The 26,727-nt window shown below is 69.3% G+C and carries 25 protein-coding genes and 1 riboswitch; of the genes, 22 read left to right on the top strand and 3 right to left on the bottom strand.

All coding sequences use genetic code 11. From position 1 onward, the window contains the following. Window positions 1-4 precede the first annotated feature (4 nt). The 11 genes from cobN to FB475_RS33370 all read left to right on the top strand — a co-directional run bounded on the left by cobN (window position 5) and on the right by FB475_RS33370 (window position 14,684). Entirely contained in the window at window positions 5-3,700 is a 3,696-nt protein-coding gene (gene cobN, locus FB475_RS33420) for a cobaltochelatase subunit CobN (RefSeq protein WP_185759551.1), read from the top strand. 12 nt (window positions 3,701-3,712) lie between these two features. After that, the gene (surE, locus tag FB475_RS33415) at window positions 3,713-4,468 is read left to right on the top strand and encodes a 5'/3'-nucleotidase SurE (protein WP_141862008.1); all 756 of its coding nucleotides are present in this window, start codon (window positions 3,713-3,715) and stop codon (window positions 4,466-4,468) included. Window positions 4,469-4,495: 27 nt separating this feature from the next. Beyond that, window positions 4,496-4,634, top strand: a riboswitch (cobalamin riboswitch). Between the two features lie 69 nt (window positions 4,635-4,703). Further along, the gene (locus FB475_RS33410) at window positions 4,704-6,773 is read left to right on the top strand and encodes a magnesium chelatase subunit D family protein (RefSeq protein ID WP_185759550.1); all 2,070 of its coding nucleotides are present in this window, start codon (window positions 4,704-4,706) and stop codon (window positions 6,771-6,773) included. Beyond that, window positions 6,773-7,387: a cob(I)yrinic acid a,c-diamide adenosyltransferase gene (gene cobO / locus FB475_RS33405; RefSeq protein ID WP_141862006.1), complete on the top strand. Its 615-nt coding sequence runs from the start codon at window positions 6,773-6,775 to the stop codon at window positions 7,385-7,387. The genes FB475_RS33410 and cobO overlap by 1 nt, the downstream gene beginning before the upstream one ends. A gap of 41 nt (window positions 7,388-7,428) precedes the next feature. Continuing rightward, window positions 7,429-8,784: a cobyrinic acid a,c-diamide synthase CobB gene (locus FB475_RS33400; protein ID WP_238332601.1), complete on the top strand. Its 1,356-nt coding sequence runs from the start codon at window positions 7,429-7,431 to the stop codon at window positions 8,782-8,784. Continuing rightward, the gene (bluB, locus tag FB475_RS33395; RefSeq protein WP_141862004.1) at window positions 8,781-10,124 is read left to right on the top strand and encodes a 5,6-dimethylbenzimidazole synthase; all 1,344 of its coding nucleotides are present in this window, start codon (window positions 8,781-8,783) and stop codon (window positions 10,122-10,124) included. The genes FB475_RS33400 and bluB overlap by 4 nt, the downstream gene beginning before the upstream one ends. Next, window positions 10,121-10,717: an LURP-one-related family protein gene (locus tag FB475_RS33390; protein ID WP_185759549.1), complete on the top strand. Its 597-nt coding sequence runs from the start codon at window positions 10,121-10,123 to the stop codon at window positions 10,715-10,717. The genes bluB and FB475_RS33390 overlap by 4 nt, the downstream gene beginning before the upstream one ends. A 177-nt stretch (window positions 10,718-10,894) precedes the next feature. After that, window positions 10,895-11,965: a LolA family protein gene (locus FB475_RS33385; RefSeq protein WP_238332600.1), complete on the top strand. Its 1,071-nt coding sequence runs from the start codon at window positions 10,895-10,897 to the stop codon at window positions 11,963-11,965. A gap of 8 nt (window positions 11,966-11,973) precedes the next feature. Continuing rightward, window positions 11,974-12,909: an ABC transporter ATP-binding protein gene (locus tag FB475_RS33380; RefSeq protein WP_141862002.1), complete on the top strand. Its 936-nt coding sequence runs from the start codon at window positions 11,974-11,976 to the stop codon at window positions 12,907-12,909. Between the two features lie 22 nt (window positions 12,910-12,931). Further along, the gene (locus tag FB475_RS33375; RefSeq protein ID WP_238332599.1) at window positions 12,932-13,777 is read left to right on the top strand and encodes an ABC transporter permease; all 846 of its coding nucleotides are present in this window, start codon (window positions 12,932-12,934) and stop codon (window positions 13,775-13,777) included. Between the two features lie 4 nt (window positions 13,778-13,781). Next, window positions 13,782-14,684, top strand: a complete 903-nt coding sequence (locus tag FB475_RS33370) for a putative RNA methyltransferase (RefSeq protein ID WP_141861998.1) — start codon at window positions 13,782-13,784, stop codon at window positions 14,682-14,684. 70 nt (window positions 14,685-14,754) lie between these two features. On the opposite strand, the gene FB475_RS33365 is transcribed toward FB475_RS33370, so the two are convergent. Then, window positions 14,755-15,423 carry an FMN-dependent NADH-azoreductase gene (locus FB475_RS33365; RefSeq protein ID WP_141861996.1) on the bottom strand — a complete coding sequence of 223 codons (669 nt, stop codon included), beginning with the start codon at window positions 15,421-15,423 and terminating at the stop codon, window positions 14,755-14,757. Between the two features lie 124 nt (window positions 15,424-15,547). On the opposite strand from FB475_RS33365, the gene FB475_RS33360 reads away from it, so the two are divergent. Further along, the gene (locus FB475_RS33360) at window positions 15,548-16,096 is read left to right on the top strand and encodes a MarR family winged helix-turn-helix transcriptional regulator (RefSeq protein ID WP_141861994.1); all 549 of its coding nucleotides are present in this window, start codon (window positions 15,548-15,550) and stop codon (window positions 16,094-16,096) included. Between the two features lie 3 nt (window positions 16,097-16,099). Here FB475_RS33360 and FB475_RS33355 read toward each other — a convergent pair whose 3' ends face one another. Then, a complete protein-coding gene (locus FB475_RS33355) occupies window positions 16,100-16,750 on the bottom strand; it encodes a response regulator transcription factor (protein ID WP_141861992.1) in 651 nt (216 codons plus the stop codon). Between the two features lies 1 nt (window position 16,751). After that, window positions 16,752-18,020 (bottom strand): sensor histidine kinase, encoded by a 1,269-nt coding sequence (locus FB475_RS33350; protein WP_238332598.1) that lies wholly within the window; start codon window positions 18,018-18,020, stop codon window positions 16,752-16,754. Window positions 18,021-18,370: 350 nt separating this feature from the next. On the opposite strand from FB475_RS33350, the gene FB475_RS33345 reads away from it, so the two are divergent. Genes FB475_RS33345 through FB475_RS33300 form a run of 10 tightly spaced genes read left to right on the top strand, consistent with a single transcriptional unit; the run spans window position 18,371 to window position 26,726 of the window. Continuing rightward, window positions 18,371-19,393: an ABC transporter substrate-binding protein gene (locus FB475_RS33345; protein ID WP_141861990.1), complete on the top strand. Its 1,023-nt coding sequence runs from the start codon at window positions 18,371-18,373 to the stop codon at window positions 19,391-19,393. A gap of 27 nt (window positions 19,394-19,420) precedes the next feature. Continuing rightward, a complete protein-coding gene (locus FB475_RS33340) occupies window positions 19,421-20,230 on the top strand; it encodes an ABC transporter ATP-binding protein (RefSeq protein WP_141861988.1) in 810 nt (269 codons plus the stop codon). Next, window positions 20,227-21,006 (top strand): ABC transporter permease, encoded by a 780-nt coding sequence (locus FB475_RS33335; RefSeq protein ID WP_141861986.1) that lies wholly within the window; start codon window positions 20,227-20,229, stop codon window positions 21,004-21,006. Before FB475_RS33340 ends, FB475_RS33335 begins: the two co-directional genes overlap by 4 nt. Then, the gene (locus tag FB475_RS33330; RefSeq protein WP_141861984.1) at window positions 21,003-22,091 is read left to right on the top strand and encodes an Ldh family oxidoreductase; all 1,089 of its coding nucleotides are present in this window, start codon (window positions 21,003-21,005) and stop codon (window positions 22,089-22,091) included. Before FB475_RS33335 ends, FB475_RS33330 begins: the two co-directional genes overlap by 4 nt. Continuing rightward, window positions 22,091-22,486, top strand: a complete 396-nt coding sequence (locus tag FB475_RS33325) for a RidA family protein (protein WP_141861982.1) — start codon at window positions 22,091-22,093, stop codon at window positions 22,484-22,486. Before FB475_RS33330 ends, FB475_RS33325 begins: the two co-directional genes overlap by 1 nt. 40 nt (window positions 22,487-22,526) lie before the next feature. Then, window positions 22,527-23,360, top strand: coding sequence for a fumarylacetoacetate hydrolase family protein (locus FB475_RS33320; protein WP_141861980.1), 834 nt, complete (start codon window positions 22,527-22,529; stop codon window positions 23,358-23,360). Further along, window positions 23,357-24,055, top strand: a complete 699-nt coding sequence (locus FB475_RS33315) for a GntR family transcriptional regulator (protein WP_141861978.1) — start codon at window positions 23,357-23,359, stop codon at window positions 24,053-24,055. The genes FB475_RS33320 and FB475_RS33315 overlap by 4 nt, the downstream gene beginning before the upstream one ends. After that, complete coding sequence (locus FB475_RS33310) at window positions 24,052-24,777, top strand: SDR family NAD(P)-dependent oxidoreductase (RefSeq protein ID WP_141861976.1); 726 nt, start codon at window positions 24,052-24,054, stop codon at window positions 24,775-24,777. The genes FB475_RS33315 and FB475_RS33310 overlap by 4 nt, the downstream gene beginning before the upstream one ends. 3 nt (window positions 24,778-24,780) lie before the next feature. Further along, a complete protein-coding gene (locus FB475_RS33305; protein ID WP_238332597.1) occupies window positions 24,781-26,340 on the top strand; it encodes an FAD-dependent monooxygenase in 1,560 nt (519 codons plus the stop codon). After that, the gene (locus tag FB475_RS33300; RefSeq protein ID WP_141861974.1) at window positions 26,337-26,726 is read left to right on the top strand and encodes a cupin domain-containing protein; all 390 of its coding nucleotides are present in this window, start codon (window positions 26,337-26,339) and stop codon (window positions 26,724-26,726) included. The genes FB475_RS33305 and FB475_RS33300 overlap by 4 nt, the downstream gene beginning before the upstream one ends. The last annotated feature ends 1 nt before the right edge of the window (window position 26,727 follow it).

Raw genomic sequence — 26,727 nt, 5'->3', positions numbered from 1 at the left:
GCGCGTGGCTGCGAATCTTCTGCTGCTGTCGACTGCTGACACCGATCTACTGGCTGCCGCGGAGGCGGGCGCGGGGTGGGCGGTGGCAAACCCGGCTCGACTCGAGCTCACTCAGTTGGGCGGCTTGCTCGATGTGGCTGAGGTTGTTGTGGTGCGGTTGCTGGGTGGACGCCGGGCCTGGGAAGACGGCCTGGACGCGGTGCTGGCGTCCGGCAAGCCTGCCGTGGTCGTCAGCGGTGAGGCGGCACCGGACGCGGAGCTGATGTCCCTCTCGACCGTGCCGGCCGGTGCGGTGACCGAGGCGCTCGCATACCTCCGGGAGGGCGGTGCGGACAACCTTCGCAACCTCGCCGGGTTCCTGCGCGACACGCTGCTGCTGACCGGCGACGAGTTCGACCCGCCGCGGGCGCTCCCGGCGTATGGCGTACGAGGGACGTACGTCGAGGACGACCGGCCCGTGGTCGGCATCGTGTACTACCGCGCGCAGGAGATCTCCGGGAACACCGCGTTCGTCGACGCACTCGCCGCCGCTGTCACGGAGGCAGGGGCGCAGCCGCTCCCCGTGTATTGCGGGACGCTGCGCGGGCTCGACCCGGCCAGCGACGAGAGCGCCGGGCTGTTCGACCTGCTCCGGAAATGCGACGTACTCGTGACGACGCTGCTTGCCGCGGGCGGATCGGTCGCGGCCGACGCGAGCGCCGGCGGTGCGGACGACGCGTGGGACGCCGGGGCGCTCGCCTCGCTGGACATTCCGCTGATCCAGGGGCTCGCGCTGACCTCGACGCGTCAGCAGTGGGCCGACAGCGACGCGGCGGTCAGCCCGCTGGACGCGGCGACGCAGGTCGCGATCCCGGAGTTCGACGGGCGGCTGATCTCGGTGCCGTTCTCGTTCAAGTCGTACGACGCCGACGGGCTGGCACGCTACGCCCCGGACGCGGAGCGGTGCGCGCGACTGGCCGGGATCGCGGTAGCGCACGCGCGCTTGCGGCATGTGCCGGTGGCGGAGAAGCGGATCGCGCTGGTGCTGTCGTCGTACCCGACGAAACATGCGCGGATCGGGAACGCGGTAGGGCTGGACACTCCGGCGTCGGCGGTGGTGCTGCTCGGGCAGCTGAAGGACGCCGGGTACGACGTCGGCGATCTCGACGTGAGCACGCTCGACGGTGACGGCCTGATCCACCAGTTGATCGCGGCCGGCGGCCACGACGTGGACTGGCTGACCGACGAGCAACTGGCATCCGCGGTCGCCAAGGTCCCGCTGTCGACCTACGCGAAGTGGTTCGTCCGGACGCCGGAATCGTTGCGGACGGCAATGATCGGGGCGTGGGGAGAGGCGCCGGGAGAGCTGTACGTCGACACGTCCGGCGACGAGCCGGCGATCGCGCTGGCCGCGTTGCGGTTCGGGAACGTCGTGTTGATGATCCAGCCGCCGCGCGGGTTCGGTGAGAACCCGGTCGCGATCTACCACGACCCGGACATGGCGCCGTCGCATCACTACCTGGCGGCGTACCGATGGCTGGAGGCTTCGCCGGCCGACGGCGGGTTCGGGGCGCAGGCCGTCGTACACCTCGGGAAGCACGGGACGCTGGAATGGCTGCCGGGCAAGGGGATCGGGCTGGCGGCCGACTGCGCGCCGGATGCGGTACTCGGGAACCTGCCGATGATCTACCCGTTCATCGTCAACGATCCGGGCGAGGGTACCCAGGCCAAGCGGCGGGCGCACGCGACGATCGTCGACCATCTGGTGCCGCCGATGGCGCGGGCCGAGACGTACGGCGACATGGCGAAGCTGGAGTACCTGCTGGACGAGTACGCGACGGTTTCGGCGCTCGACCCGGAGAAGGTGCCGACGTTGCGGGCGCAGATCTGGACGCTGATCCAGGCGGCGCAGTTGCACCACGATCTGCACACCGCCGACAAGCCGTCGGACGAGGAGTTCGACGAGTTCGTACTGCATCTCGACGGGTATCTGTGCGAGATCAAGGACGTACAGATCCGGGACGGGTTGCACATCCTCGGCGGCGCACCGGTCGGCGAAGCACGCGTCAACCTCGTGCTGGCCGTACTCCGGGCCCGGCAGCTGTGGGGCGGTTCGTACTCGATCCCGGGACTGCGCACGGCACTGGGGGACGCATTCGGAGTTGACGAGGCCGCACTACTGGCCGACCCCGGAGCAGCGGCCGACCTCGCGGACTTGGCAACTGTTGCTGACCTGCCTGCGGTGAGCGGGGCGGATGGTGTGGATCTGCTGGAGGCCCTCGCGCGGAAGCTCGTCCTCGGGATGGAGACGCTCGGCTGGGACGCGGCGAAGGTCCCAGTGGTCGTCAGCGAGGTGCTGGGCCGGGACTGCCCAGAGGTCGAGCGGTCGCTCAGATTTGCGGCCGAGCAGGTGGTGCCGCGGTTGGCGCGGACGGGGGATGAGCTGGCGAACGTGCTTCGGGCGCTCGACGGGCGGTTCGTGGAGGCTGGGCCGTCGGGGTCGCCTACTCGTGGGCTCGTCAACGTGCTGCCGACCGGGCGGAACTTCTACGCGGTCGACCCGAAGGCGATTCCCAGCCGGAATGCCTGGGATGTGGGGGTCGCGCTGGCGGACTCCTTGCTGGCCCGGCACCAGGCCGAGACCGGCGAGTATCCGCGGTCCGTGGGGCTGACGATCTGGGGTACGTCGGCGATGCGCACGCAGGGTGACGACCTGGCTGAGGTGCTGTGGCTGCTCGGGTGCCGGCCGGTCTGGGACGAGGCGTCGCGGCGGGTGACCAGCTTCGAGGTCGTCGGGCTGGAGGAGCTCGGCCGGCCGCGGATCGACGTGACGATCCGGATCTCCGGGTTCTTCCGGGACGCGTTCCCGCATGTGGTCGCGTTGCTCGACGAGGCCGTGCGGACGGTCGCCGCCCTCGACGAGTCGCCGAACAGCAACTTCCTGAAGGCCCACGTCGACGAAGACGTTGCTGCGGGCAACGACGTACGGCAGGCGACCGCGCGGGTTTTCGGCTCCAAGCCCGGCTCGTACGGCGCGGGTCTGCTGCCACTCGTCGACGCGCGCAACTGGCGTACCGACGCGGAGCTGGCCGAGGTGTACGCCGTCTGGGGCGGGTACGCGTACGGCAAGGGCCTCGACGGCGCGGAGGCCCGCGCTTCGATGGAGCGCGCGTACGCCCGGATCCAGGTCGCGGCGAAGAACGCGGACACCCGCGAGCACGACATCATGGACTCCGACGACTACTTCCAGTACCACGGCGGCATGATCGCGATGGTCCGGCACCTGACCGGCGCGAACCCGAAGGCGTACGTCGGCGACTCCGCCGTCCCCGCGCAGGTGAGGACCCGCACGCTGGAGGAGGAGGCGAAGCGGGTGTTCCGGGCCCGGGTGGTGAACCCGCGGTGGATGGCGGCGATGCGGCGGCACGGGTACAAGGGAGCGTTCGAGATGGCGGCGACCGTGGACTACCTGTTCGGGTACGACGCAACCGCGGGCGTCGTGGACGACTGGATGTACGAGTCGCTGACCAGTGAGTACGTCGCGGACCCGGAGATGGCGGAGTTCTTCCGCAAGTCGAACCCGTGGGCGCGGCATGGGATCGCGGAACGGTTGCTCGAGGCGGCGCAGCGCGGTCTGTGGGCGGAGCCGTCGGACGAGGCGCTCGAGACGCTGCGGAACGCCGTACTTGAGACGGAAGGTGACATCGAGGACCGCGCCTGATTGGGTTGAGGTATGCCCCGAGTGTTGATCACGAACGACGACGGCTATCTCGCGCCCGGGATCCGGGCGGTCGCACCGGCGATCGCGCAGCTCGGGTACGACGTACTCGTGGTGGCGCCGCTGGTCGACGAGAGCGGGGTCGGATCAGCCCGGGCCGGGATGGTCGACCGTCCGATCCGGACGGCGTCCGAGGAGGAGAACGGGGTCACGTTCACCGGGATCGAGGGGACGCCGGCACTCGCCGTGACGATGGCGGTCGCCGGCGTGTTCGGGCCGCGCCCGGACCTGGTGCTGTCCGGGATCAACCGGGGACTGAACATCGGCGTGACGATCTTCCACTCCGGGACGGTGGCCGCCGCGCTGACCGCGGCCAGCATGGGCGTGTCGGCGGTGGCGATCAGCATGGACTCCGACGACCCGCGGCACTGGCCGACCGCGGCGACGGTCGCGGGTGAGGCCCTCGGCTGGATCAGGGACGAACCGGCCGGTACGACGCTCACGATCAATGTGCCGGACCGCCCGCTGGATCAACTGGCCGGTGTCCGGCACGCCTCGCTGGCCGTACCGCGGCGGACCGTCCTGGTCGGCACGACGGCCCCGACCGGTGAGCCGATGATCACCCTCCAGCGCACCGACGCGACTCCGGTCGCCGGCACCGACGAGGCGCTGCTGCGCGAGGGCTTCGTCACGGTCACCCCGATCATCGGCATCCGCGAGGTGCGCGACGACTCCGCCGCCACCGCCCTCGCCAAACGCCTCACCGCCTGACCGAACCGGCTGCAGCCGGGCGGGGTGCGTTGCCGGGTGGGTGAGTGTGCCATGATCGGCGCGACGGTTGTGGAGGAACACCGGTGTGAATCCGGGGCGGTCCCGCCACTGTGACCGGAGCTGCGGCTCCGGGAGCCAGGACATCCGCGGTCGTCCGCCGGCCTGCTGTCGTGTGGGTCGGCGTACCAGTGCCGTAGCGGGCGTGGACACCCGCTCGACGAAAGGGCGACCGCCGATGCGGGCTGCAGTGCCGAACTCCTTCCCCTTCACCGCGGTCGTCGGCATGGACGAGCTCCAACTCGCCCTCGTGCTGGCCGCGATCTCACCCGCGATCGGCGGGGTGCTGATCCGCGGCGAGAAGGGCACGGCAAAGTCGACCGCCGTGCGCGCGCTGACGGAAATCCTCCCGCCGGTTGACGTCGTACCGGGCTGCCGTTTCTCGTGCGATCCGGAGCGGCCGGACCCGACCTGCCCGGACGGCCCGCACACGGGCGAGCGGGTGGTGCGGGCGGCGCGCTTGGTGGAGTTGCCGGTGGGGGCCACCGAGGATCGGGTGCTGGGTTCGTTGCATCTGGAGAAGGCGTTGGCGGAGGGTGTCACGGCGTACGAGCCGGGGCTGCTGGCGGCTGCGCATCGGGGACTGTTGTACGTCGACGAGGTCAACCTGCTGCACGATCACCTGGTCGACGTCCTGCTCGACGCCGCCGCGATGGGACGCGCGACCGTGGAACGCGACGGCGTGTCGATCACCCACCCGGCGCGATTCGTCCTCGTCGGCACGATGAACCCGGAGGAGGGCGAACTCCGTCCGCAACTCCTGGACCGCTTCGGCCTGACCGTCGACGTGGTCGCCAGCCGCGACCCCGCCGTACGGGTGGAGGTGATGCGCGCGAGACTCGCATACGAGGCCGACCCGGACGGTTTCGTCGCCCGGTACGCCGGTCCGCAGCGCGAGCTCGCCGAACGGATCGTGAAAGCCCGCGACCTGCTCTCCGAGGTGATCCTGACCGACGCGGCGCTCCGGCAGATCGCGGAGATCTGCGCCTCGTTCGACGTCGACGGCATGCGCGCCGACCTGGTCACCGCTCGTACGGCGGTCGCGCACGCGGCGTGGTCCGGTCGCACGGTCGTCGAGGTGGACGACGTACGGGCCGCCGCCAAGCTGGCTCTTCCGCATCGCCGCCGCCGGAACCCCTTCGACGCCCCGGGCCTGGACGCCGAGCAACTGGAAGAAGCCATCAACAACAGCACGCCACCCGACGACCCGGACGATGACCCGAACGGCCCCGGCGGGCCGGGTGGTACCGGCGGCGCAGGGCCTGACGACCAGTCGGGACCCGGCGACGCGGCCGCCACGACCGACGAGCGAGACGCCGCGACTTCCGGGAGCGACGCGCCGGAGGCATCCAGCCGCGGCCGCGACACAGGGGATGGTACGGCGGGTGGTCGTCCGGGTGAGCGCGAAGGCGCCAACGGTGCTGAGGTGGTCGGAAGTTCGGCGCCGTACAAGGCTCGGTTGTTGAGTGTGCAGACCGCGGGAGCGGGGGTTGCCGGGCGGCGGTCCCGGGCGCTGACCGAGGTCGGGCGGGTGGTGGGGGAGCGGGCCCGGGTCGGGCGCGAGGCGGGGCGACCGCATCTGCTCGGAACGGTTCGGAGCGCTGCGCCGTACCAGAAAGTTCGTGGCCGGACCGGGCCCGGACTCGTGGTGCGGGCCGACGACGTACGGCTCGCGGTGCGGGAAGGGCGCGAGGGGAACCTCGTGCTGTTCTGCGTCGACGCGTCCGGTTCGATGGGGACGAAGAAGCGGATGACCGAGGTGAAGACCGCGATCGTCTCGCTGCTGCTGGACGCGTACCAGCGGCGCGACACCGTCGGACTCGTCACGTTCGCCGGTCCCGCCGCGACGGTCGCGCTGCCGCCGACGGGCAGCGTCGAGGCCGCCGTACGACGGCTCGAATCCCTGCCCACCGGTGGCCGTACCCCGCTCGCGGAAGGGCTCCTGCAAGCGGCCGACGTACTGCGCATCGCCGCGATCCGCGACCCGCGCCGGCGCCCACTGCTCGTACTGGTCACCGATGGACGGGCGACGTACGGCGACAAGGCGTACGACCGCGCGCGGCAAGCGGCCGGCTGGCTCGCTCAGCGCGGGATCGCCACCGTCGTCGTCGACTGCGAACCACGGCGCGGGATCCGGCTGGGTCTGGCCGCGGAACTGGCCGGCGATCTCGGCGCCGAGTACCTGGACCTCGGAGATGTTGCTGCGGGCAACCTCATTCGTGCGGTGACGGAACGGAAGGTGGCCTGATGCCGAAGGGACAGCCGGTCGCGGTACCGGACGACGGGCTGACCACGCGCCAGCGCCGCAACCGCCCGCTGCTGATGGTGCACACCGGGGAGATGAAGGGGAAGTCGACCGCCGCGTTCGGAATGGCGCTGCGCGCCTGGAACCAGGGGTGGAACCTCGGGGTCTTCCAGTTCGTGAAGAGTGCGAAGTGGAAGGTCGGCGAGGAGAGCGCCTTCAAGGCCCTCGGCGAACTGCACAAGTCGACCGGGCAGGGCGGGCCGGTCGAGTGGCACAAGATGGGCGAGGGGTGGAGCTGGTCCCGTAAGTCGGGTACCGAGGAGGACCACGCCGCCGACGCCCTCGAGGGCTGGCGCGAGATCCAGCGCCGGCTGGCCGCGCAGACGCACGACCTGTACGTGCTGGACGAGTTCACGTACCCGATGAAGTGGGGCTGGATCGACGTCGACGAGGTCGTGTCGACGCTGGTCGGCCGCCCCGGCCACCAGTACGTCGTCATCACCGGCCGCGACGCCCACCCGAAACTCCTGGAAGCCGCCGACCTCGCCACCGAAATGACCAAACTGAAACACCCCATGGATACCGGCCAAAAAGGCCAGAAGGGCATCGAGTGGTGACGGGCGGTCAGACCGACGGTGTGGCGGGCGGCGGGGGAGGGGTGGACCGGAGGCTGGTTCCGCGGGTGGTGGTTGCGGCGCCGGCGTCCGGTGCGGGGAAGACGACTGTCGCCGTCGGGTTGATGGCCGCGCTCCGTCGGGCCGGTCATGTCGTCGCTGGTTTCAAGGTCGGACCGGACTACATCGACCCCGGCTTCCACGCCGTCGCCACGGGTCGTCCCGGTCGCAACCTCGACCCGATGCTCTCCGGCGAGGACCTCGTCGCACCGCTCTTCGCCCACGGCTCCACGGGCGCGGACCTCGCCGTGGTCGAGGGTGTGATGGGCCTGTACGACGGCGCACTCGGAACAGACGGCTTCTCCTCGACCGCCCACGTAGCCAAACTCCTTAGGGCCCCCGTCGTCCTCGTCGTCGACGCATCCGCGGCCGGCCGGAGCGTCGGCGCGGTCGTCCAGGGTTTCGTTGCCTACGACACCGAAGTACGCATCGTCGGAGTGATCCTGAACAAGGTCGGATCGGATCGCCACGAAGCCGAAGTACGAGCCGGCGTAGCGCCCACCGGCGTACCGGTCCTGGGCGTGCTGCGCCGGGACCCTCGCCTGACAGTGCCGAGCCGCCACCTCGGGCTGGTCCCCGCCAACGAGCAACGCACCCAGGCAGAGGATGCGGTCGCCGCAGCAGCCGAACTGGTCCGCCAGGGCGTGGACCTCGAAGCCGTAGCAGCCGCGGCCAAGTCGGCGTCTCCCGCCGAGGCAACTCCGTGGAACGCGATCGCCGAGATCACCCGTCAGGGTCCGGCCCGGCCGGTGGTTGCTGTTGCCGGCGGCCCCGTGTTTTCGTTCCAGTACGCGGAGACCGTCGAGCTGCTGGCAGCCGCGGGGGCGGAGGTGGTGCCGTTCGACCCGCTGGCCGACAAGTTGCCAGCGGCAACCGCTGGGCTCTTCCTGGGTGGTGGGTTCCCGGAGCTGCACGCCGAGGGGTTGTCGGCGAACGTCGTGCTGCGGGAGCAAGTGGCGAGTGCGGTGGCGGACGGGGTGCCGGTTGTTGCTGAGTGTGCGGGGCTCTTGTACTTGTGTCGCGAGCTTGACGGGCACTCGATGACCGGGGTGATCCCCGCGACGGCGCGGATGACCTCCCGGCTCACGCTCGGGTACCGGACGGCGGTTGCGGCGACCTCGTCGATGTTCTTCGATGAGGGCCGGCGGGTTCGGGGGCATGAGTTTCATCGGACGGCGGTGGAATTCGACGAGGATGTGCAGCCGGCGTGGCATTTGCCTGGCGGAGTTGAGGGCGTGGTGCTGCCGAATGTGCATGCGTCGTACCTGCATCTGCACTGGACGTCGATGCCGGACGTCCCGGCGCGGTTCGTCGCGGCTGCGCGGGAGTATGCGGGATGAGGCTCGTCGTCGGGATCGGACTCAGGGCGGGTACGCCGTACGCCGAGCTGGAAGGTGCCGTCGCGGGCCTGCCGGGTGAGGTCGAGCTACTCGTGACGCTCGAGGGCCGCGAGACCGAGCCTGCCCTGCAGCAGCTGGCAGATCATCTCGGCGCCAAACTCTGCACGTTCAGCGAGGAGGAGTTGGGCAAGCAGACGGTGCCGAATCCGAGCGACCAGGTGAGTCGGCTCAAAGGCACACCGAGCGTTGCGGAAGCGGCGGTCCTGGCGGCAGGCGCCGAACTCCTGGTACCGAAGTACAAGACCCACAACGCCACCGTTGCCGTTGGACGTCTGCCGGCGGCCGGGTACGGCGTGCACGAGCAGGAAGTCGTGCACCGGGTGATTGCCGAGCGGCGCGATGTGCGCGAGGGGTTTCTGCAGCTCGAGGTCGACGACGAGAAGCTGACGCGTGTGCTGGAGGCGGCCCATCGAGCGCCCAGCGTGGGACTGAGCCAGCCCTGGGATTTCCTGTTGATCCGGGACTTGGCGACGCGAACCAAGGTCCACGAGCTCGCCATCCGCCAACGGGACCTGTTCGCGCAATCCCTCCCGAATGAACGGCGCCAAGCCTTCGACGGATTGAAGATCGAGGCGATCCTCGACGCCCCGCTCAACATCGCGGTGACCTGCGACCCGGGCCGCGGCGGCCGGCATGTTCTCGGACGGCACGCGGACCCACGCACCACCTGGTTCTCAGCCGCGATCGCGATCCAGAACCTCTGGCTCGCGGCCCGCGCCGAAGGGCTGGGCGTCGGCTGGGTCTCGTTCTTCGGCCCGCAAGAGGTCGCCGAGGTACTCGGTCTCCCGCCGCACATCGAGCTCGTCGGCTACCTCTGCGTCGGGTACGTCGACCACTTCGCGCCGGCGCCCGAGCTGATCAGATCCGGCTGGGCCAAGCGCCGCCCACTGTCCTGGGCGATCCACGAAGAGGTATGGGGCCGCCGCAGCACCTCGATCGTCGACGACGCCCACGAAGCCGCACCGAACGCAGTACCGGCAACCGGTCAGCGGATCCGCGTGGTTGTCGGCGGCGACGCGACGAACCTCGCCAGCGCCGAGGCCCTGGTCGTGGATCTGCACGAGGACAAACCGGACCACGACTTCGGCGTACTGTGGCGCCCCGCCCGTACTCCGGAGGAAGCCGAGGAGTACGGCGTGGAGATCGCCCGCGACCTCGCCCTGCAAGGCGCCGGGCACCTCGACGTACGGACCGCAACCGACTCACCAGCAGCCAAAGCGCTGGCGGAAGGCCTGAAGGCCGGTGCGTCGGCCTGTGGTCTGACACACTCCTGCGCATGAGTGAGCCGATATACGTCCCAGCCTTCTCGATGAAGCAGCGGATCACGATGATGGCGAACAAGTACGAGCTGATCGCCACCAACCCGGACGGCAGCGACGGGCAGCTGCTCGCGTTCGCGCAGCAGAAGCGGATGGCGTTCAAGGAGCAGGTGACGTTCTACACCGACGACACCAAGTCCCAGCCGGTCTTCTCCTTCAAGGCGCGCAAGACGATCGACCTCGGTTCGGGCTACGACGTGTTCGACGCGAACGGACAGTCGATCGGGTGGTTCAAGAAGGAGTTCGGCAAGAGCCTGCTCCGGTCGAGCTGGCTGCTGTCCGCGCCGGGCGTCGACGCGGAGGGTACCGAGCGGAACCCGACGATCGCGATCCTGCGCCGGGTCTGGGAGTTCGTACCGTTCGTCGGTGACATCCCGTTGCCGTTCATCTTCCACTTCGACTTCACCGAGCGGAACAGCGGTCAGCCGGTGCTGTCGGTCGAGCGGAAGATGTCGATCCGGGACCGGTACCGGATCACCGTCCAGGACCAGCGCCTGGACTTCCGGGTGGCCGCCGCGATGACGGTCGCGCTGGACGCGTTGCAGTCCCGCTGAGGCGTTCCTGAGTCCGGCGTACGACCCAGGTAGTACGCCGGTCTCACTCTTTCGGGTGAACCTACCCTGAGGACCCTTGGTTCCGTCGGTGCCCGGTGCGAGGCTGTATGTATGGGCGTAGCGCAGCGGAGTAAACGGTGGGCGGTTCCGGTCGCGGCAGTCGCGGTGGTGGCAGGTGTGGGGACACTCGGGCCGGTGATGGCCGACGCGTCGCCGAAGCTGCCGACGATCAGCGCACAGGACCTGCTGGCGAAGGTGCAGACGGCGAAGGTCGACGGGCTCAGCGGCACGGTCAGCTCGAGCGCGGACCTCGGGCTGCCGGCGATCCCCGGCCTGGGCGACCGCGGCAACAGCCAGCTCACCGAGATGCTCAGCGGCCAGCACACCGCGCGGGTCGCGTTCGCGACGCCGGACAAGGCCCGGGTGTCGGTGCTCGACAACCAGGCCGAGCGGGTCTGGACCACCGACGGTTCGTCGGCCTGGGCGTACGACTCGTCCAAGCGCGAGGCGACCAAGCTGACCCTGCCCGCTCACAAGAACGCCAAGCCCGAGAAGGCCGAGCCGCGGTCGTACGATCCGCAGGCGGTCGCGAAGCAGTTCCTGGACTCGATCGACCCGACCACCAACGTCGCGGTCAGCGGTACCGAGAAGGTCGCCGGCCGGGACGCGTACAAGCTGCGCCTGGTCCCGAAGACGGACAAGACCACGGTCGGCTCGGTCACGGTGGCGATCGACTCCAAGACCTGGGTGCCGCTGGACGTGACCGTGATGCCGCGGTCCGGTGACAAGCCGGCCGTCGAGGTGGGCTTCACCTCGGTGTCGTTCGACGTACCGTCCGCGAGCACCTTCACGTTCACCCCGCCGAAGGGTGTGAAGGTCACCGACCAGAAGGTCCCGGCGAACAACGGCCAGAAGCAGATCCCGAAGCAGGTCGTCCCGAAGCAGGTCGTCCCGAACCGGGTGCTGCCGCGCAAGCCGGTCGGGTCGGGCGCCGAGAAGCCGACCGTGATCGGGCAGGGCTGGGACAGCGTCGTGATGATCAGGAACGCCCAGACCGGCGGCCTGACCGGCAACGGCCCGCTCGCGCAGCTGCTCGCGAAGGCGCCGACCGTGCAGGGCTCGTGGGGCAAGGGCAAGCTGATCACCAGCAAGATGGTGAGCGCGCTGATCACCGACGACGGCCGGGTGTTCGCCGGCCTGGTCACTCCGGACACCCTGCAGGCCGCGGCCGCTAAGGCCCCACGCTGAACGCCGAGATGGCGGGCGCGCCGGTCGTCACCCATGGGTTGACCAAACGGTTCCGCGGCGGGCAGGTCGCGGTGGACGCGGTCGACCTGGAGGTGCCGGCCGGCAGCGTGTTCGGCTTCCTCGGCCCGAACGGGTCGGGGAAGACCACCACGATCCGGATGCTGCTGGGCCTGATCGCACCCACGTCGGGCCAGGTCGAGCTGCTCGGCGAACCAATGCCGAAGGCGCACCTGCGGGTGCTTCCTCGGGTCGGCGCGCTGGTCGAGGGGCCGGCGTTCTACCCGTTCTGGACCGGTCAGGCGAACCTGTTGCGCTTCGACGCCGCCGACCGGACGGCAGACCCGAAGACCCGCAAGGCGCGCGCCGGGGAGGCGCTGGAGCGGGTCGGCCTGTCGAACGCCGCCAACAAGAAGGTGCGGGCGTACTCGCTCGGCATGCGTCAGCGGCTCGCGATCGCGGTCGCGCTGATGCAGCGCCGGGACCTGCTCGTGCTGGACGAGCCGACGAACGGCCTGGACCCGCAGGGCACCCGCGAGGTGCGGCACCTGATCCGCGAGCTCGCCCACGACGGGACGACGGTGTTCACGTCGACCCACCTGCTGGCCGAGGTGGAGCAGGTCTGCACCCACGCCGCGGTGATGAGCCGCGGGAAGCTGCTCCGCCAGTCCACGGTCGCCGATCTCCGCTCGGAGCTCCGCCCGCGGCTCGTTGTCCGTACGCCGGACCTCAGCCAGGCGGCCGACACGCTGCAGGGGCTCGGGGTCACGGACCTGAAGACGACCGAGGAGACCGTCGAGGGCGATCCCGGCGAGCTCCCGATCGAGAAGTTCGCGGCCGCGCTGGTCGCCGCCGACGTCCGCATCCACGGCTTCGGCCTGGAGCGCCCCAGCCTGGAAGACGCCTTCGTCGCACTCACCGGAGAGGGCTTCGATGTCGCCGAGTGAAGCATCCGCCCAGGCACCCACTGTGGCCGAAAGGGTTGTCGGGCAGCGGCCGAGTGCCGGCCGGCATACTCTTGCGCTGTTCCTCTCCGAGTTGCGGCTCGTGTTCGGGCGGGCGCGCACACAGGTCGGCCTCGGGGTGCTCGCTGCCGTACCACTGCTGATCGGCATCGCGATCAAGATCGCCGACAACAACGGTGGCACCGACGGTTTCCTGGGGCAGATCGCCGGTAACGGCCTGTTCCTGATCGTCGGCAGCCTCGGGCTGTCGATGCCGTTCTTCCTGCCGACCGCGGTGACCGTCGTGTCGGGGGAGTCGCTGGCCGGTGAGGCCAGCCTCGGTACGCTGCGCAACCTGCTCGTCGCACCGGCCGGGCGGTCCCGGCTGCTCGCGGCGAAGATGGTCGCGCTGATCGTGTTCTGCTTCGCCGCGACCATGACGATCTGGATCTCCGGCTTCATCGTCGGGTTCGTCCTGTTCCCGGTCGGCGACGTGCTGCTGCTGTCCGGCTCGACCGTCTCGCTCGGCGACGGACTGATCCGCGCGCTCGGGATCGCGGTCGTGATCTCACTGTCGCTGCTCGGACTGGCCGCGATCGGCCTGTTCGTGTCGTCGCTGACGTCGACGCCGCTGGCCGCAATGGCGGCGACGTTCGGCACGTTCGTCATCCTCGGGATCCTGACCGCGATCCCGCAGCTGCACGCGATCCACCCGTGGCTGCTGGTGTATCGCTGGCAGTCGTTCGCCGACCTGCTCCGAGATCCGCCGTACTACCACGAGATCGCACGCAACCTGCTGCTCCAGGCCGGGTACGTCGTGGTCTTCTACGCAGCCGCGTGGGCACGGATCACGAGCCGGGACATAACCTAGGCAGGTGAAACCAGACCTCGTCACCGTACTGCGTTGCCCGGCCTGCGCGGACCGGCTCGCTCTGGACGGCCGAACGGCGAGGTGCGCGCAAGGACACGCCTACGACCTGGCCAAGCAGGGCTACCTGAACCTGATGCCCGCGGCGTCGAACGGGATCGAGGGTGACTCGGCCGCGATGGTCGGCGCCCGCACGGTCTTCCTCGGTACCGGCCACTACGCCGCGATCCGGGACGCGCTGATCCTCGAGGCAGAACTCGGCGCCGGACCCGGGACAGAACCCGGGACCGAAACCGCGACTGAAACCGGAACCCAACTGGAGGCCGGCCTTGGCGTGGACGACCTGGTAGTCGAGGTCGGCGCCGGTACCGGCTACTACCTCGCCGGAGTCCTCGGTGCGTCGGAACACCGGCGCGGGATCGCCCTGGACGTGTCGAAGTACGCCGCCCGCCGCGCGGCGAAGCTGGACCCGCGGATCGCGTCGGTCGTCTGCGACGCGTGGCGGGAACTGCCGATCATCGACGATTCGGCCCAGGTGCTGCTGAACGTGTTCGCTCCGCGCAACGCGAAGGAGATGGCGCGGATCCTCGCGCCGGGCGGCCGGCTGCTCGTGGTCACTCCGAACCAGCAGCACCTGGCCGAGCTGGTCGACGTACTCGGGATGGTGAGCGTCGACGAGGAGAAGGAACGCCGCCTGCAGGACTCGCTCAGCGGCGAGTTCGAACGGACAGGCGGTGAGGTGATCGAGGAGACGATGACGCTGGACCGGACCGCGGTGGAGCAACTGGTGCTGATGACGCCGAGCGCCCGGCACCTGGACTACCGCGAACTGCTGCAACAGATCGCCGCGCTCCCGGAGCCGTCGGTCGTCACGTTGTCCGTGACGTTGTCGACCTGGCAGGCGCGGTGATGCCGGCTCGAGCTCGGCACCACTGAGCTGTCCATCAGCCCTGTTGGATCAGCCTGTCAGATCAGTGCTGTCAGGCCGCCTTGCCGATCAGTTCGCGGGCGACGACGGTGCCGTGCGTCTCGGCCTCGACGTGTGCCTCGGACTCGGACACCTTGGACGCCTCGATCAGCTCCTCCATGCCCGGGGTGACCGGCGCCAGGGTGAGCTCGGCCGCGGCGGTTCGGAGGTTCATACCGAAGACGTCCCCGAAGATCCGCTCCAGGTACGGCGTGGCGTGGTCCCAGCCGTGCTTCGGCGAACCCGGGCCGTAGCCGCCACCGCGGGCGATCGCGAAGATGGCCGGCCGGCCGACGAGCGGGCGCGACCCGAAGGCGAGGTCCTTGTCGATCACCAGTACGTCGATCCAGGTCTTCACGTTCTGCGCGATGCCGTAGTTGTACATCGGTACCGCGAGCAGGACCGCGTCCGCGCTGACGATCTCGGCCTTGAGCTCGTCGGCGAGCGCCTGGGCGTCCGCGAGCGGCATCCGGTCGGAATCGGCGACCGGCTCCTGGCCCACCTGGGCCGCGGCCAGCGTCGGCCACAGGGTTGCGGGCAGCGGGTGCTGTCCGAGGTCACGCCGTACCACGACACCGTCCGGGTGCTCCGCCTTCCAGGCGGCCTCCGCGCTGTCCGCGAGCGCGCGGGACACCGAACCGTCCAGCCGGATGCTGGCGTCGACCCGTAGCAGGGTGCTCATAGCTGTCTGTCTCCATCAGTTGAGGGGGCGAGCTCGGTTGAGCTGTTCCGAAGATAATCTGTGTAGCAGAACATATTCAAGTCAGAACGTATTCCGGGTGGCGTACGCCACGTAGGATGGGGACATGTCCAGTCCCTCGCCCGACGTCGCGACCCGTGCTGCCCGCGGAGTCGAGCCGCAGGCCGCCAGCGGTGTGCCGGTGGAGGCTGACCTCGGCTGGGCCCTGGGCGTGGTCTTCCGGCAGTACGTGAAGGCCTCCGGGGCGGCGCTCGAGGGCCTGCCCGGCGGCCCCCGTGGGTATCAGGTGCTCGCGACGACGAACTCCGAGGGCCCGAAGCGGCAGCTCGACCTGGCTGCGCAGCTCGGCGTCGACCGGACCGTGATGACGTACCTGCTGGACGACCTGGAGAAGGCGGGCCTCGTGCAGCGCCGGCCCGACCCGGCCGACCGGCGGGCCCGGCTGATCGCGCCGACCGAGCAGGGGATCGAGGCGCTCTGTGATCTGGAGCGGAAGCTGCGGGCGACCGAGGACCACATGCTCGGCATCCTGGACGAGTCGGAGCGCGCCAGCTTCCGGATGCTGCTGCAGCGGCTGGCGATGAAGGCCAACGCCATCGATCCGCTGCACAACGCGTGCGTTCTCGCGGAAGCGGACGACCCCGCCGATACCTAGCGCCTAATGCAGCGGCACGAAGCCTGACTCGTAGGCGCGGATCACGGCCTGGGTGCGGTCTCGCGCGTTCAGCTTCGACAGCACGTTGGCGACGTGTGTCTTCACGGTCTGCAGGCCGAGGATCAGTTCGGCCGCGATCTCGGCGTTGGACAGTCCGCGGGCCATCAGCCGCAGTACTTCCTGCTCGCGCTCGGTCAGCTGGTACTGGTCGAGCCCGGTCGGCGCCGGCGTACCCACATGGGCGAGGGCAAGTGTGCGGATCGCCTCCGGGAACAGCAGCGACTCGCTCCGCGCGACGGTTCGGATCGCCGCGATGATGTCGTCCGGCGGAGTCCGCTTCAACAGGAACCCGGACGCGCCGGCGCGCAGCGCGTCGTACACGTAGTCGTCGTTCTCGAAGGTGGTGACGACCAGCACCCGCGGTGCCGGGGCGAGGTTGTCGAGCAGCAAGCGGGTCGCCTGGATCCCGTCCACCGCGGGCATCCGGACATCCATCAGTACGACGTCCGCCCGGGTACGACGTACCAGCGGGAGCACCTCCGCGCCGTCACCGGCCTCGCCGACGACGGTCAGGTCCTCCTCGGCGTTGATGATCGCGCGCAACCCACTGCGAATCAGCGGTTCGTCGTCGACGACGACCACGGACAGGCTCATGTCATCCCCTCGTCATGCTCACCGGCAGTTGTACGGCGAGTTGCCAGCCCGGGCCGTCCGGGAGGTTGATCGGGCCCGCGTCGACGGAGCCCTCCAGTACGGCGACTCTTTCACGGATCCCGGCCACGCCGCGGCCGCCTCCTGAGTGGTCGGACCTGCCGCTGACCGGGTTCGTCACCGACAGCCGCAGGCCGGACGTGTCCAAACAGATCGACAGCTGTACGGCGAGCTCGCCGGGCGGGCGGCCCGCGTGCCGGATCGCGTTGGTCAGACCCTCCTGCACGATCCGGTACGCCTCGCGGGAGACCGCGGCCGGCAGTTGCTCGAGGTCGCCCGTGCGCTCGACCTCGACGCTGATGCCGCCCGCGCGGGTGGCCTCGACGAGCCGGTCCAGGCCGCCGAGCGTTGCCTGCGGTGCCGTCCGGGCGCCCGGGCGGCGATCGTCGCGGAGCAGGCCGAGGACGTGATCGAGGTCCGCGAGGGCTGCCCGCGCGGACGTCTCCATCGCGGCCAGCGCGGTCTCGGCGAACTCCGGGTCGCTGGCGAGCACTCGTCGCGCGGCGGCGGCCTGAATGGTGACCAGGCTGAGCGCATGCCCGACGCTGTCATGCAGCTCGCGCGCGAGACGGTTGCGTTCGGCAAGCGTTGCGGTCTGCTTCTCGAGCAGCTCGATCCGTTCCGCGGCGGTCGGCCCGAGGACGCGGGGTGCCAGGTACGCGAGCAGCGCGCCGACCGCGGACGACAGCAGGAAGAGCGCGGCCAGTCCGGCGATCGCCGCCACCGGCATCCACAGATCGGTCCAGTTGCCGCGCACCTGGTACTTCCAGCCCGGTACGACGTCGCGCGCGCCGGGGGAGCGGAACGGCGCCGCGAGCCAGATCGCACCGAGGCCGAACACGATCGTGCTGAGCACGCCGACCACGCCACCGGCCAACAGGTGCAGGCAGAACCACACCGTCGTACGCCGTCGTTGCGCCCAGGTCCGGGACGGGCCGAGCGGCCGCTCCTCGAAGCGGACCGCGAGCAACGACTCGACGGCGATGCCCTGGACCTCGCGGACCGCGGGCAGCAGCCCGAGCGCGACCGGCGGCACCAGGCCGAGCACGACCCAGAGGATGCCGGTGGCAACGTTCGGCAGTTCCAGGTCCGAGACCACCGCGCCGAGCGCGCTGTCGACCAGCATGAACGCCAGCACCAAGGCGGCGCCGAGCAGCAGGTACACCCAGCGCAGGTACGTCGAGGTACGCCAGAGCTGACCGATCACCCGCACGGATACATCCTGTCAAAGTCGGCACGGCCTGACCTCCCTCCGCCGGGTGAGCGGAGCCGAATGTGGGCTCGGTCACCGGAAAGTTGAGGGTTTACGCAAATTTGACGCGTGCACGCCCGGTTCGGCCGTCGCGGGCGTCGCGATCTGCTGCTCAGGCAGGTACGGTCTGTGGTCGGGGCGGGTGCCCGTCCGGTTACGGACAGGTATGGGGAAGCTCCAGGACAGGTGGCAGGCAAACGACTGCGAGGACCCGTGCGGCGGACGTTAAGACCCCGTGAAGTCCCGGCGGACGGATTGACCAGCTTTCTGCATTTGATGTTTGATCAAATATCGGGACGAGAGAGGTCGATATGAGGTTGAGGCGTTCCGTCATCGCCCTGATGGCGGTCCTGGGGCTCGCCATGGTGAGTGCGTGCGGAGGCGGCGACGACAAGGCGTCGGGCGGCGACAACGGGTTGCAGAAGGTCAGCTACCTGACGTCGTTCAACACCTTCGGTCGCGAGGCGTACGCGTATGTCGCGCTGGACAAGGGCTACTTCAAGGACGCCGGCTTCGACGTCAAGATCACGCCCGGCAGCGGAACGGTCGACGTGATGAAGCTGGTGGCCGGCGGTCAGGCCGACTACGGCATCGGCGACTTCACCGCGTTCGCGATCACCCTCGCCAAGCAGAAGCTCCCGGTCACGTCGGTCGGCATGATCCACCAGCGGTCGATGGCCGCGATCATGTCGCTGGAGGGCCTCGGCATCAACTCGCCGCAGGACCTGCCGGGCAAGACGATCGGCGACCAGCCGGGTTCCACCAACACGGTGATGTTCCCGGTCTACGCCAAGGCGGTCGGGATCGACCCGAAGTCGGTCACCTTCCTGCCGTCGCCGCCGCCGGGTCTGCCGACCCTGCTGGCGTCGGGCAAGGTGCAGGGGATCGGCCAGTTCGTGGTCGGCGAGCCGCTGATCGCGAAGGCCGACAAGGAGAAGCACCGCAAGGTGATCACGCTGCCGTACGGCGACAAGCTCCCGGACCTGTACGGGAACACGATCATCACCCGGTCGGACCTGGCCAAGGACCACCCGGACCAGGTGAAGAAGTTCACCAACGCGCTGCTCAAGGGTCTGCAGGACACCCTGGACGACCCGGCCGCGGCGGCCGCGATCCTGAAGAAGTACGTACCGGACACCGACCTGGACGTCGCCACCAAGGAACTCCAGATCATGCAGGGCTACATCAAGCCGAAGGGCTTCGACGGCCCGCTCGGCGACGTCACCCAGGAGCGGGTCCAGAAGGTCATCTCGCTGCTGAAGGAGTCGAACATCCCGATGGGCTCCATCACGCCGGACGACCTGGTGACGATGAGCCTGGCCCCGAAGAGCTGACGTAGCGCTAAGGAGTACTGGAACCGGATGATTCGCCTGGACGGTGTGGGGCAGGTCTTCGACGGACGCGAGGGCCGGGTGACCGCCCTCGAGAAGATCGACCTGCACGTTCGCGGCGGTGAGTTCGTCACGCTGATCGGCCGGTCCGGCTGCGGCAAGTCCACGCTGCTCCGGCTGATCGCGGGACTGCTCCCGCCCACGTCCGGCGCGGTCCAGGTGGCGGGGGAACCCGTCACCGGACCACGCCGGGACGTCTCGTTCATGTTCCAGCGGCCGGCCCTGCTGCCGTGGCGTTCGGTGTTGTCCAACGTGATGCTCCCGGTCGAGATCGACCGGGGAACGCGCGACAAGGCGTCGTACCGGGACCGTGCCCACCAGTTGCTCGAGCTGGTCGGGCTGCAGGGGTTCGAACGCCGCCTTCCGCATGAACTGTCCGGCGGTATGCAGCAACGGGTGTCGCTGTGCCGGTCGCTGATCCGCGACCCGCAGGTGATGCTGATGGACGAGCCGTTCTCCGCGCTCGACGCGCTCACCCGGACCGAGCTGTCCGAGGAGCTGCAACGGATCAAGATGGAACTGTCGACCACGATCGTGTTCGTCACGCACTCGATCGAGGAGGCCGTGGTGCTCGCCGACCGGGTGGTCGTGCTGACGCCGCGGCCGGGCCGGATGCGGGAGGTCGTCGACATCGACATCCCGCGGCCACGTAGTCTCGGCCAGAACGCGCACCTCACCGAGGTGGCCGAGATCAGCGGCCGGTTGCACGCGCTGCTGGCCGAGAAGGAGCCGCCGGCCGCGCCGGACGGACGTCCGGTGGACGAGGTGCGCGCCCGATGAAGCGGAAGTCCTGGCTGACCACGTCTCCGGCGGCCGCCGTCCTGCTGCCCGTCATCGGCCTGGCCGCGGCGATCGGGCTGTGGTGGGGCGCGACGATTGTGTTCTCGATCCAGCCGTACCTGCTCCCGACGCCGTGGGACGTGGTGGTCAAGCTCTTCGACCAGCCCGGCGAGTTGCTGGCGCACACCGGTACGTCGCTGCTCGAGACCCTCGAGGGGTTCGTGCTGGCGATCGTGATCGGCGTACCGATCGCGCTGGTCATCGTCCGCTCGGTGATCCTCGAGCGGCTCGTGTACCCGCTACTGCTGATGGTGAACTCGATCCCGAAGGTGGCGGTCGCGCCGCTGCTGGTGATCTGGATGGGCTTCGGGCAGTGGCCGAAGGTCGTGATGGTGCTGCTGATGTGCTTCTTCCCGATCGTCATCTCGACCGCGCAGGGGATGAAATCGACGCCGACCGAGCTGGTCGAGCTGATGCGGTCGCTGAACGCGAGCCGGGCGCAGGAGTTCTTCAAGCTCCGGCTTCGGTACGCGATGCCGCAGATCTTCACCGGGTTCAAGGTGGCGATCTCGCTCGCGGTGATCGGCTCGGTGATCTCCGAGTTCGTTGGCGCCACCAAGGGTCTCGGGTACGTCATCCAGCAGTCCGGCGCGAGCGCCGACACCACGCTGGCGTTCGCCGCGATCACCCTGCTGAGCGTGATGAGCATCGTGCTCTTCTACACACTGGCACTGCTGGAGCACCTGCTCCTTCCCTGGGCCCAGGAGAAGCGATGACCGCTCAGGCCTCCGATGCGGATCGTCGTGTTCTGGTGCGGCCGGAGTGGCTGGAAGCCACCGTGGCCGCTGTGTTCACCGCGGTCGGGTTCGACTCCGCCGACGCGGCCGAGATCGCCGCCGCGCTGGTCGAGGCGGACCTGCGCGGCGTCAGTTCGCACGGCGTGATGCTGGTCCCGATGTACGTCGAACGCCTGAACGCCGGCGGTGTCACCCGGGAACGCGAGCTCGACGTCCTGTTCGACGCCGGCGCCGCGATGGTCGTCGACGCCCGCGGCGGGATGGGGCAACTGTCCAGCCCGCAGGCGATGGGGCACGCGATCGAGCGCGCCGGGCGGCACGGGATCGGCATCGTGTCGGTCCGTAACGCGCACCACTTCGGCGCCGCCAGCCGCTGGGCGATGCAGGCGGGCGAGGCCGGATGCATCGGGATCGCGATGTCGAACACCACGCCGTTGATGCCCGCCCCCGGCGGCGCCGAGCGGCTGGTCGGCAACAATCCGCTCGCGATCGCCGTACCGACCACGGGTGGCGTCGAGATGGTGCTGGACATGGCCTTGTCTGCCGTTGCCCTGGGCAAGATCCGGTTGGCGGCGTCGGCCGGGCGGCCGATCCCGGACACCTGGGCGACGGACCAGAACGGTACGCCGACCACCGACCCGGACGAGGCCGTCCTGGGCATGCTGCTGCCGGCCGCGGGACACAAGGGCTTCGGGCTGGCCCTGATGGTCGACGTGCTCACCGGCGTACTCAGCGGTGGCGGCTGGGGCGACCAGGTCCGCCCGCTGTACCGGGAGCCCGACCGCCCGAACGACTGCGCCCACCTGTTCCTCGCGATCGACCCGGAGTTGATGGGCGGCGTGGAGGACTTCCGCCGCCGGTCGTCCGGGCTGGCCGCCCGGGTCCGGGGGAGCGCGACCGCGCCGGGCGTGAACCGGCTGTACCTGCCGGGCGAGATCGAGGCCGAACGGGCCGCGCAGCAACGGCGCAACGGCGTACTGATCGAGAGGTCGGGACTCGACGGGCTGCTGGCCGCCGCGCGGGCGGTCGGCGTCGTCGTACCGGCGGGAGGGGTGCTGAGCTGATGCCGAAGACACAGGTTTCCACCGATGCGCTGCGGAGCCCGAACGGGGTGTTCTCGCAGGCGACCACGATCGAGGCGACCGGGCGGCTGGTGTTCGTCTCCGGGATGACCGCGCGCCGGCCGGACGGCAGTATCGCCGGCGTCGGGGACGTCCGGGAGCAGACCCGGCAGGTGTGCGAGAACGTGAAGGCAGCGGTCGAGGCGGCCGGCGGCACCCTCGACGACGTCTGCCGGGTCGACGTGTACGTCCGCAACATGGAGGACTTCGCGAAGATCCACGAGATCCGGGCGCAGTATTTCACCGAACCGTTGCCGGCCTCGACCATGGTCGAGGTCAGCAAGCTCGCCCATCCCGACTATCTGATCGAGATCTCCGCGATCGCGGTGGTCTCATAACCCGGGGGTGATGTTGTGCGCGGCGTCGAGTGGACCTGAGATGAGATATGTGATGGTCGAGCACGCCGGGGCTGTCGTTCCCGGCGTGCTCTCCGACGGCACCGTCTTGTTGCTCAATGCAACAGACTTGACCGCGGTGATCGACGGTCAGCCTGGGGTTGTCGGCGAGATCCCTTACCGACAAGAGGATTTGCGCGCTCCGCTGCGGCGGTTCCGCCGGGACATCCTGTGTACCGGGTGGAACTACTGGGACCACTTCGAGGAGAGCAAGGGCAAGCGCGAGGGTCAGGACGTGGACCGCCCCGAGCACCCGACGTTCTTCACCAAGGGACCGGACGTGGTGATCGGCCCGTACGACGACATCGCCTGGGACTCGGCGATCTCGGCCAAATGGGACTACGAGGCCGAGGTCGCGCTGGTGATCGGCAGGACCGGCAAGAACATCGGAGTCGACGAGGCACTCGACCACGTCTGGGGTTACACGCTCGCCAACGACGTGTCTCAGCGGGACCTGCAGCGCGCGCACGGCGGACAGTGGCTGAAGGGCAAGAGCATCGACGCCACGATGCCGCTCGGCCCGTGGATCGTGACCGCCGACGAGGTCGGCGACCCACAGGACATCCACCTGCAGTGCCTGGTGAACGGCGAGGTACGTCAGGACGCGTCCACCCGGCAGATGGCGTTCGACGTGGCCACACTGATCAGTGAGCTGTCCTTCGGCATGACGCTGCGTCCGGGCGACCTGCTGCTCACCGGTACACCGGCCGGCATCGGCAACGCCCGTGAACCGCAGGTGTTCCTGCAGGAGGGGGACGTGGTCGTCACGCGCTCCGACAAGCTGGGAGAGCTGCGGAACAGGGTGAGCCGGGCATGAGTGGCCCCTTGGAACTGCTGCCGGGCGGTGGCAAGAGCGGCCGCCGTACGCTCGCCGAGCACGCGGCCGCGGAGCTGCATCAGTTGATCCTGTCCGGTGAGCTCCCGAGCGGTACTCCCTTGCGCCTGGTGGAGCTGGCCAGCCGGCTGGAGATGAGCCAGATGCCTGTGCGTGAAGGCCTGCGCCGCCTGGAGGCGCTCGGGCTGGTGGAGATCATCCCGCACCGCGGCGCCTGGGTCCGTGACCTGTCGTTGGCCGATCTACGCGACACGCACGAGACTCGGCTGGCGTTGGAGAGTCTCGCCGTACGAGCTGCTGCGGCTCGTTTCACCGAAGACGACCTGACCAAGGCAGCGGCCGCGTTGGCCGAGCACCTGCGGCTCTCCCGCGCCGAGGACTCAGCTGGTGCACGTGATGCGCATGCGGAGTTCCATTTCGCGATCTACCGGGCGAGCGGGTCGCAGTGGTTGCCGCGGGCAATCGAGCCGGTCTGGCAGAACAGCGAGCGGTACCGGTTCGGCAGCCGCCCGACCGCGTACCTGATCGAGCGGAGCAGGCAGGAGCACCAGGCGATCCTGGACGCTTGTGTGGCGCGGGACCCGGACGCGGCCGAGCAGGCGCTGCGCAGTCACTTGGCCGGCGCGTTCCAGCGCATCACCGAGACCATGACGTCGAAGCAGAAGGACACGCGGTGAAGGCGAGCTTCGACGCGACCGGTGACGTCGTGGTGATCACAGGCGGTGCGCAGGGCATCGGCGCGGCGCTGGCCAGGGCCGTGAACGCTGCCGGCGGTACGGCGGTGGTCCTGGACATCACTGCACCGCCCGAGGGTGTCGCTCATGTCCAGGTGGACGTCGCGGACCGCGCGGCAGTCGGGGAGGCCGTCGCCCAGGTGCTGACGCAGTACGGGCATATCGACGGGCTGGTGGCCGGTGCTGCGGTGCAGCCGCGCTCGTCGGTGCTCGAGCTGGATCCAGCCGAGTGGTCCCGGACGTTGCAGGTGAACCTGGACGGCGTGGTCTGGGCGTGCCAGGCCGTCGTACCGCACATGGTCGAGCGGCAGTCCGGTTCGGTGGTGGTGTTCACGTCCGGTATGGCGTCGACCGGGTACCCGGGCGCTGCTGCGTACGCGGCGAGCAAGGCGGCGCTGGTGGCCTTCGCGAAGACGTTGGCAGCGGAGGTGGCCTCGGACCGCGTCCGGATGAACGTGGTCGCGCCAGGTGTCATCGACACCGCGCAGTTCCGGGAAGCGAACGCCGGTGCGGACCGGGAGCACTGGCAGGACACCATTGGTATCGGCGACCCCGACGACGTGGTCGGGCCGTTGCTGTTCCTGCTCTCGGACGCCGCTGCGATGACCGGGTCGGTGCTGACCAGGGAACGTGCCTTTGCCAAGCTCACGACTTACACGGAGTGATCTGTGACTGAACAGCTTCCTGTGGCGGTAGTCGGTGCCGGGCCGATCGGTCTGACCACCGCGCTCGGTCTGCAGCACTACGGCATCCCGTACGTGCTGCTCGAGGAGGACGCCACGCTCTCCTCCGACACCAAGGCCGGTACGACGCTCAGCCGGACGCTGGAGATCTGGAACCGGTACGGCGCCGTCGACCGCATCCTCGGTGCCGCGCTGCGGATCGACGAGATCGGTGACATCGACCGGGCCACCAACACGCCCCGGGCGTCGGTGCAGCTGGCCGAGCTGGTCAACGACACGCAGTTCCCGTTCGTGATCAACCTGCCGCAGCAGAAGATGGAGCCGCTGCTCGCTGCGGCGCTGTCCGAGCCGGTACGGACGCAGCACCGGATGACGTCGTTCGAGGTCCGCGACGACCGCGTCGTACTGCAGCTGGAGACGCCGGACGGGCCGCAGGAGCTCGAGGCGTCGTACCTGCTGGCCTGTGACGGTGGGCGGTCCCGGATCCGCGATGCGCTCGGCGTCAAGGTCGTGGGCCAGACCCTGCCCGAGCGGTACATGCTGATCGATGTCGTGGTCGACCTGGACGTCGACAATGCCAGGGACTACCCGTACCTGGCGTACTTCGCCGACAAGTCCGAGTGGATGGTACTGATCCGGCAGCCGGACAACTGGCGGTTCCTGTTCCCATTGGCGGCGGGAGCGGACACGCCGGGCGACGAGGACCTGCTGGTGAAGGTGAAGCAGTTCATCGGCGAGGTGGACCGGATCGAGCTGCTCGGTTCGGTCGTGTACAACGTGCATCACCGGGTGGCCGAGGAGTGGACCCGCGATCGCAAGGTCTTCCTGATGGGCGATGCGGCGCACTTGATCACGCCGATGTGGGCGCTCGGTCTGAACACCGGTGCGCTGGACGCGTCCAACCTGCCCTGGCGGCTCGCCTGGGTGCTGCGTGGCTGGGCTTCTCCGTCGCTCCTGGACGGGTACGAGCGTGAGCAGCGGCCGGTGGCGATCGAGGGCTCGGGCGAGATGGCGGAGGCGGCTCGCAAGTACATGTCGTTCCAGCGCGGCGCTGTCACGGAGAACACCGGGCCGTGGGCTACGGCGTACAACCGGACGCTGTTGAGCGTGCGGCTCGACGTCGAAGGCGTCGGTGACTGGTCGATGGTGGCCACGTCCGCTGCGCCGCCTGCGGTCCGGGCGGGGGACAGAGCCCCGGACCTGGTGCTGCAGAGTCCCACCGGTCGTACGACGATCCACGACCTCTGCAAGGACTCGTTCGTCGCGCTCTACTTCACCGACGTACGCCGTCGTCCGGAGATCCCGCAGAACGGTTCGCCGGCGTTGCAGCACTACGCGGTGTCGCGGTGGGACGCTCCGCACGACTCCGGTCTGCGTGACCGCGCCCTGTTCGACCCGGGCAGCGTCACCACCAACCGCTACGGCGTACCGCCCGAGAGCGTCGTACTGATCCGGCCGGACGGTCACATCGCCGCAGTGGCTCCGATGGGCCCTGGCGTCGCGGAGGACCTGTACAAGCACGTGACGGGCCGGGAGGTGCCATGAGTTTCGACAAACCGCTGCGGGAGATCCTGCTGCAGACCGACGACCTGGAGTGGGTCGAGAAGTCGCTGGAGGGCCTGTCGCACAAGATGCTGTGGCGGGATCCGGTGACCGAGGCTTCGATCGCGCTGGTGCGGTTCGAGCAGGGCTCCGGTATCCCGTCGGAGCACAAGCACGCCTCGAACCAGTTCATGTTCTGCCTGTCCGGCCGGTACGTGTACCTGCCGACCGGGACCACGCTGACCAAGGGCAGCTTCTACTGGAACCCGAAGGGCGTCGTACACGGGCCGACTCGGGCGGAGGAGACCTCTGTGCTGCTGGAGGTGTACGACGGTCCCCACTACCCCGAGCGTCCGGACTTCTACGACAACGACGAGGACGCGCGCTGAC

This window comes from Kribbella jejuensis, assembly GCF_006715085.1.
In the GTDB taxonomy this organism is placed as follows: domain Bacteria; phylum Actinomycetota; class Actinomycetes; order Propionibacteriales; family Kribbellaceae; genus Kribbella; species Kribbella jejuensis.
Note: the sequence above shows the minus strand (reverse complement) of the source record. Positions and strands in the feature narration are given on the sequence as shown.

Coding starts and splice junctions, on each gene's coding strand:
- surE (WP_141862008.1), top strand. CDS start 3,713: ATGCCCCGAGTGTTGATCACGAACGACGACGGCTATCTCGCGCCCGGG.
- FB475_RS33410 (WP_185759550.1), top strand. CDS start 4,704: ATGCGGGCTGCAGTGCCGAACTCCTTCCCCTTCACCGCGGTCGTCGGC.
- cobO (WP_141862006.1), top strand. CDS start 6,773: ATGCCGAAGGGACAGCCGGTCGCGGTACCGGACGACGGGCTGACCACG.
- bluB (WP_141862004.1), top strand. CDS start 8,781: ATGAGGCTCGTCGTCGGGATCGGACTCAGGGCGGGTACGCCGTACGCC.
- FB475_RS33390 (WP_185759549.1), top strand. CDS start 10,121: ATGAGTGAGCCGATATACGTCCCAGCCTTCTCGATGAAGCAGCGGATC.
- FB475_RS33380 (WP_141862002.1), top strand. CDS start 11,974: ATGGCGGGCGCGCCGGTCGTCACCCATGGGTTGACCAAACGGTTCCGC.
- FB475_RS33365 (WP_141861996.1), bottom strand. CDS start 15,423: ATGAGCACCCTGCTACGGGTCGACGCCAGCATCCGGCTGGACGGTTCG.
- FB475_RS33360 (WP_141861994.1), top strand. CDS start 15,548: ATGTCCAGTCCCTCGCCCGACGTCGCGACCCGTGCTGCCCGCGGAGTC.
- FB475_RS33355 (WP_141861992.1), bottom strand. CDS start 16,750: ATGAGCCTGTCCGTGGTCGTCGTCGACGACGAACCGCTGATTCGCAGT.
- FB475_RS33345 (WP_141861990.1), top strand. CDS start 18,371: ATGAGGTTGAGGCGTTCCGTCATCGCCCTGATGGCGGTCCTGGGGCTC.
- FB475_RS33340 (WP_141861988.1), top strand. CDS start 19,421: ATGATTCGCCTGGACGGTGTGGGGCAGGTCTTCGACGGACGCGAGGGC.
- FB475_RS33335 (WP_141861986.1), top strand. CDS start 20,227: ATGAAGCGGAAGTCCTGGCTGACCACGTCTCCGGCGGCCGCCGTCCTG.
- FB475_RS33330 (WP_141861984.1), top strand. CDS start 21,003: ATGACCGCTCAGGCCTCCGATGCGGATCGTCGTGTTCTGGTGCGGCCG.
- FB475_RS33325 (WP_141861982.1), top strand. CDS start 22,091: ATGCCGAAGACACAGGTTTCCACCGATGCGCTGCGGAGCCCGAACGGG.
- FB475_RS33320 (WP_141861980.1), top strand. CDS start 22,527: ATGAGATATGTGATGGTCGAGCACGCCGGGGCTGTCGTTCCCGGCGTG.
- FB475_RS33315 (WP_141861978.1), top strand. CDS start 23,357: ATGAGTGGCCCCTTGGAACTGCTGCCGGGCGGTGGCAAGAGCGGCCGC.
- FB475_RS33300 (WP_141861974.1), top strand. CDS start 26,337: ATGAGTTTCGACAAACCGCTGCGGGAGATCCTGCTGCAGACCGACGAC.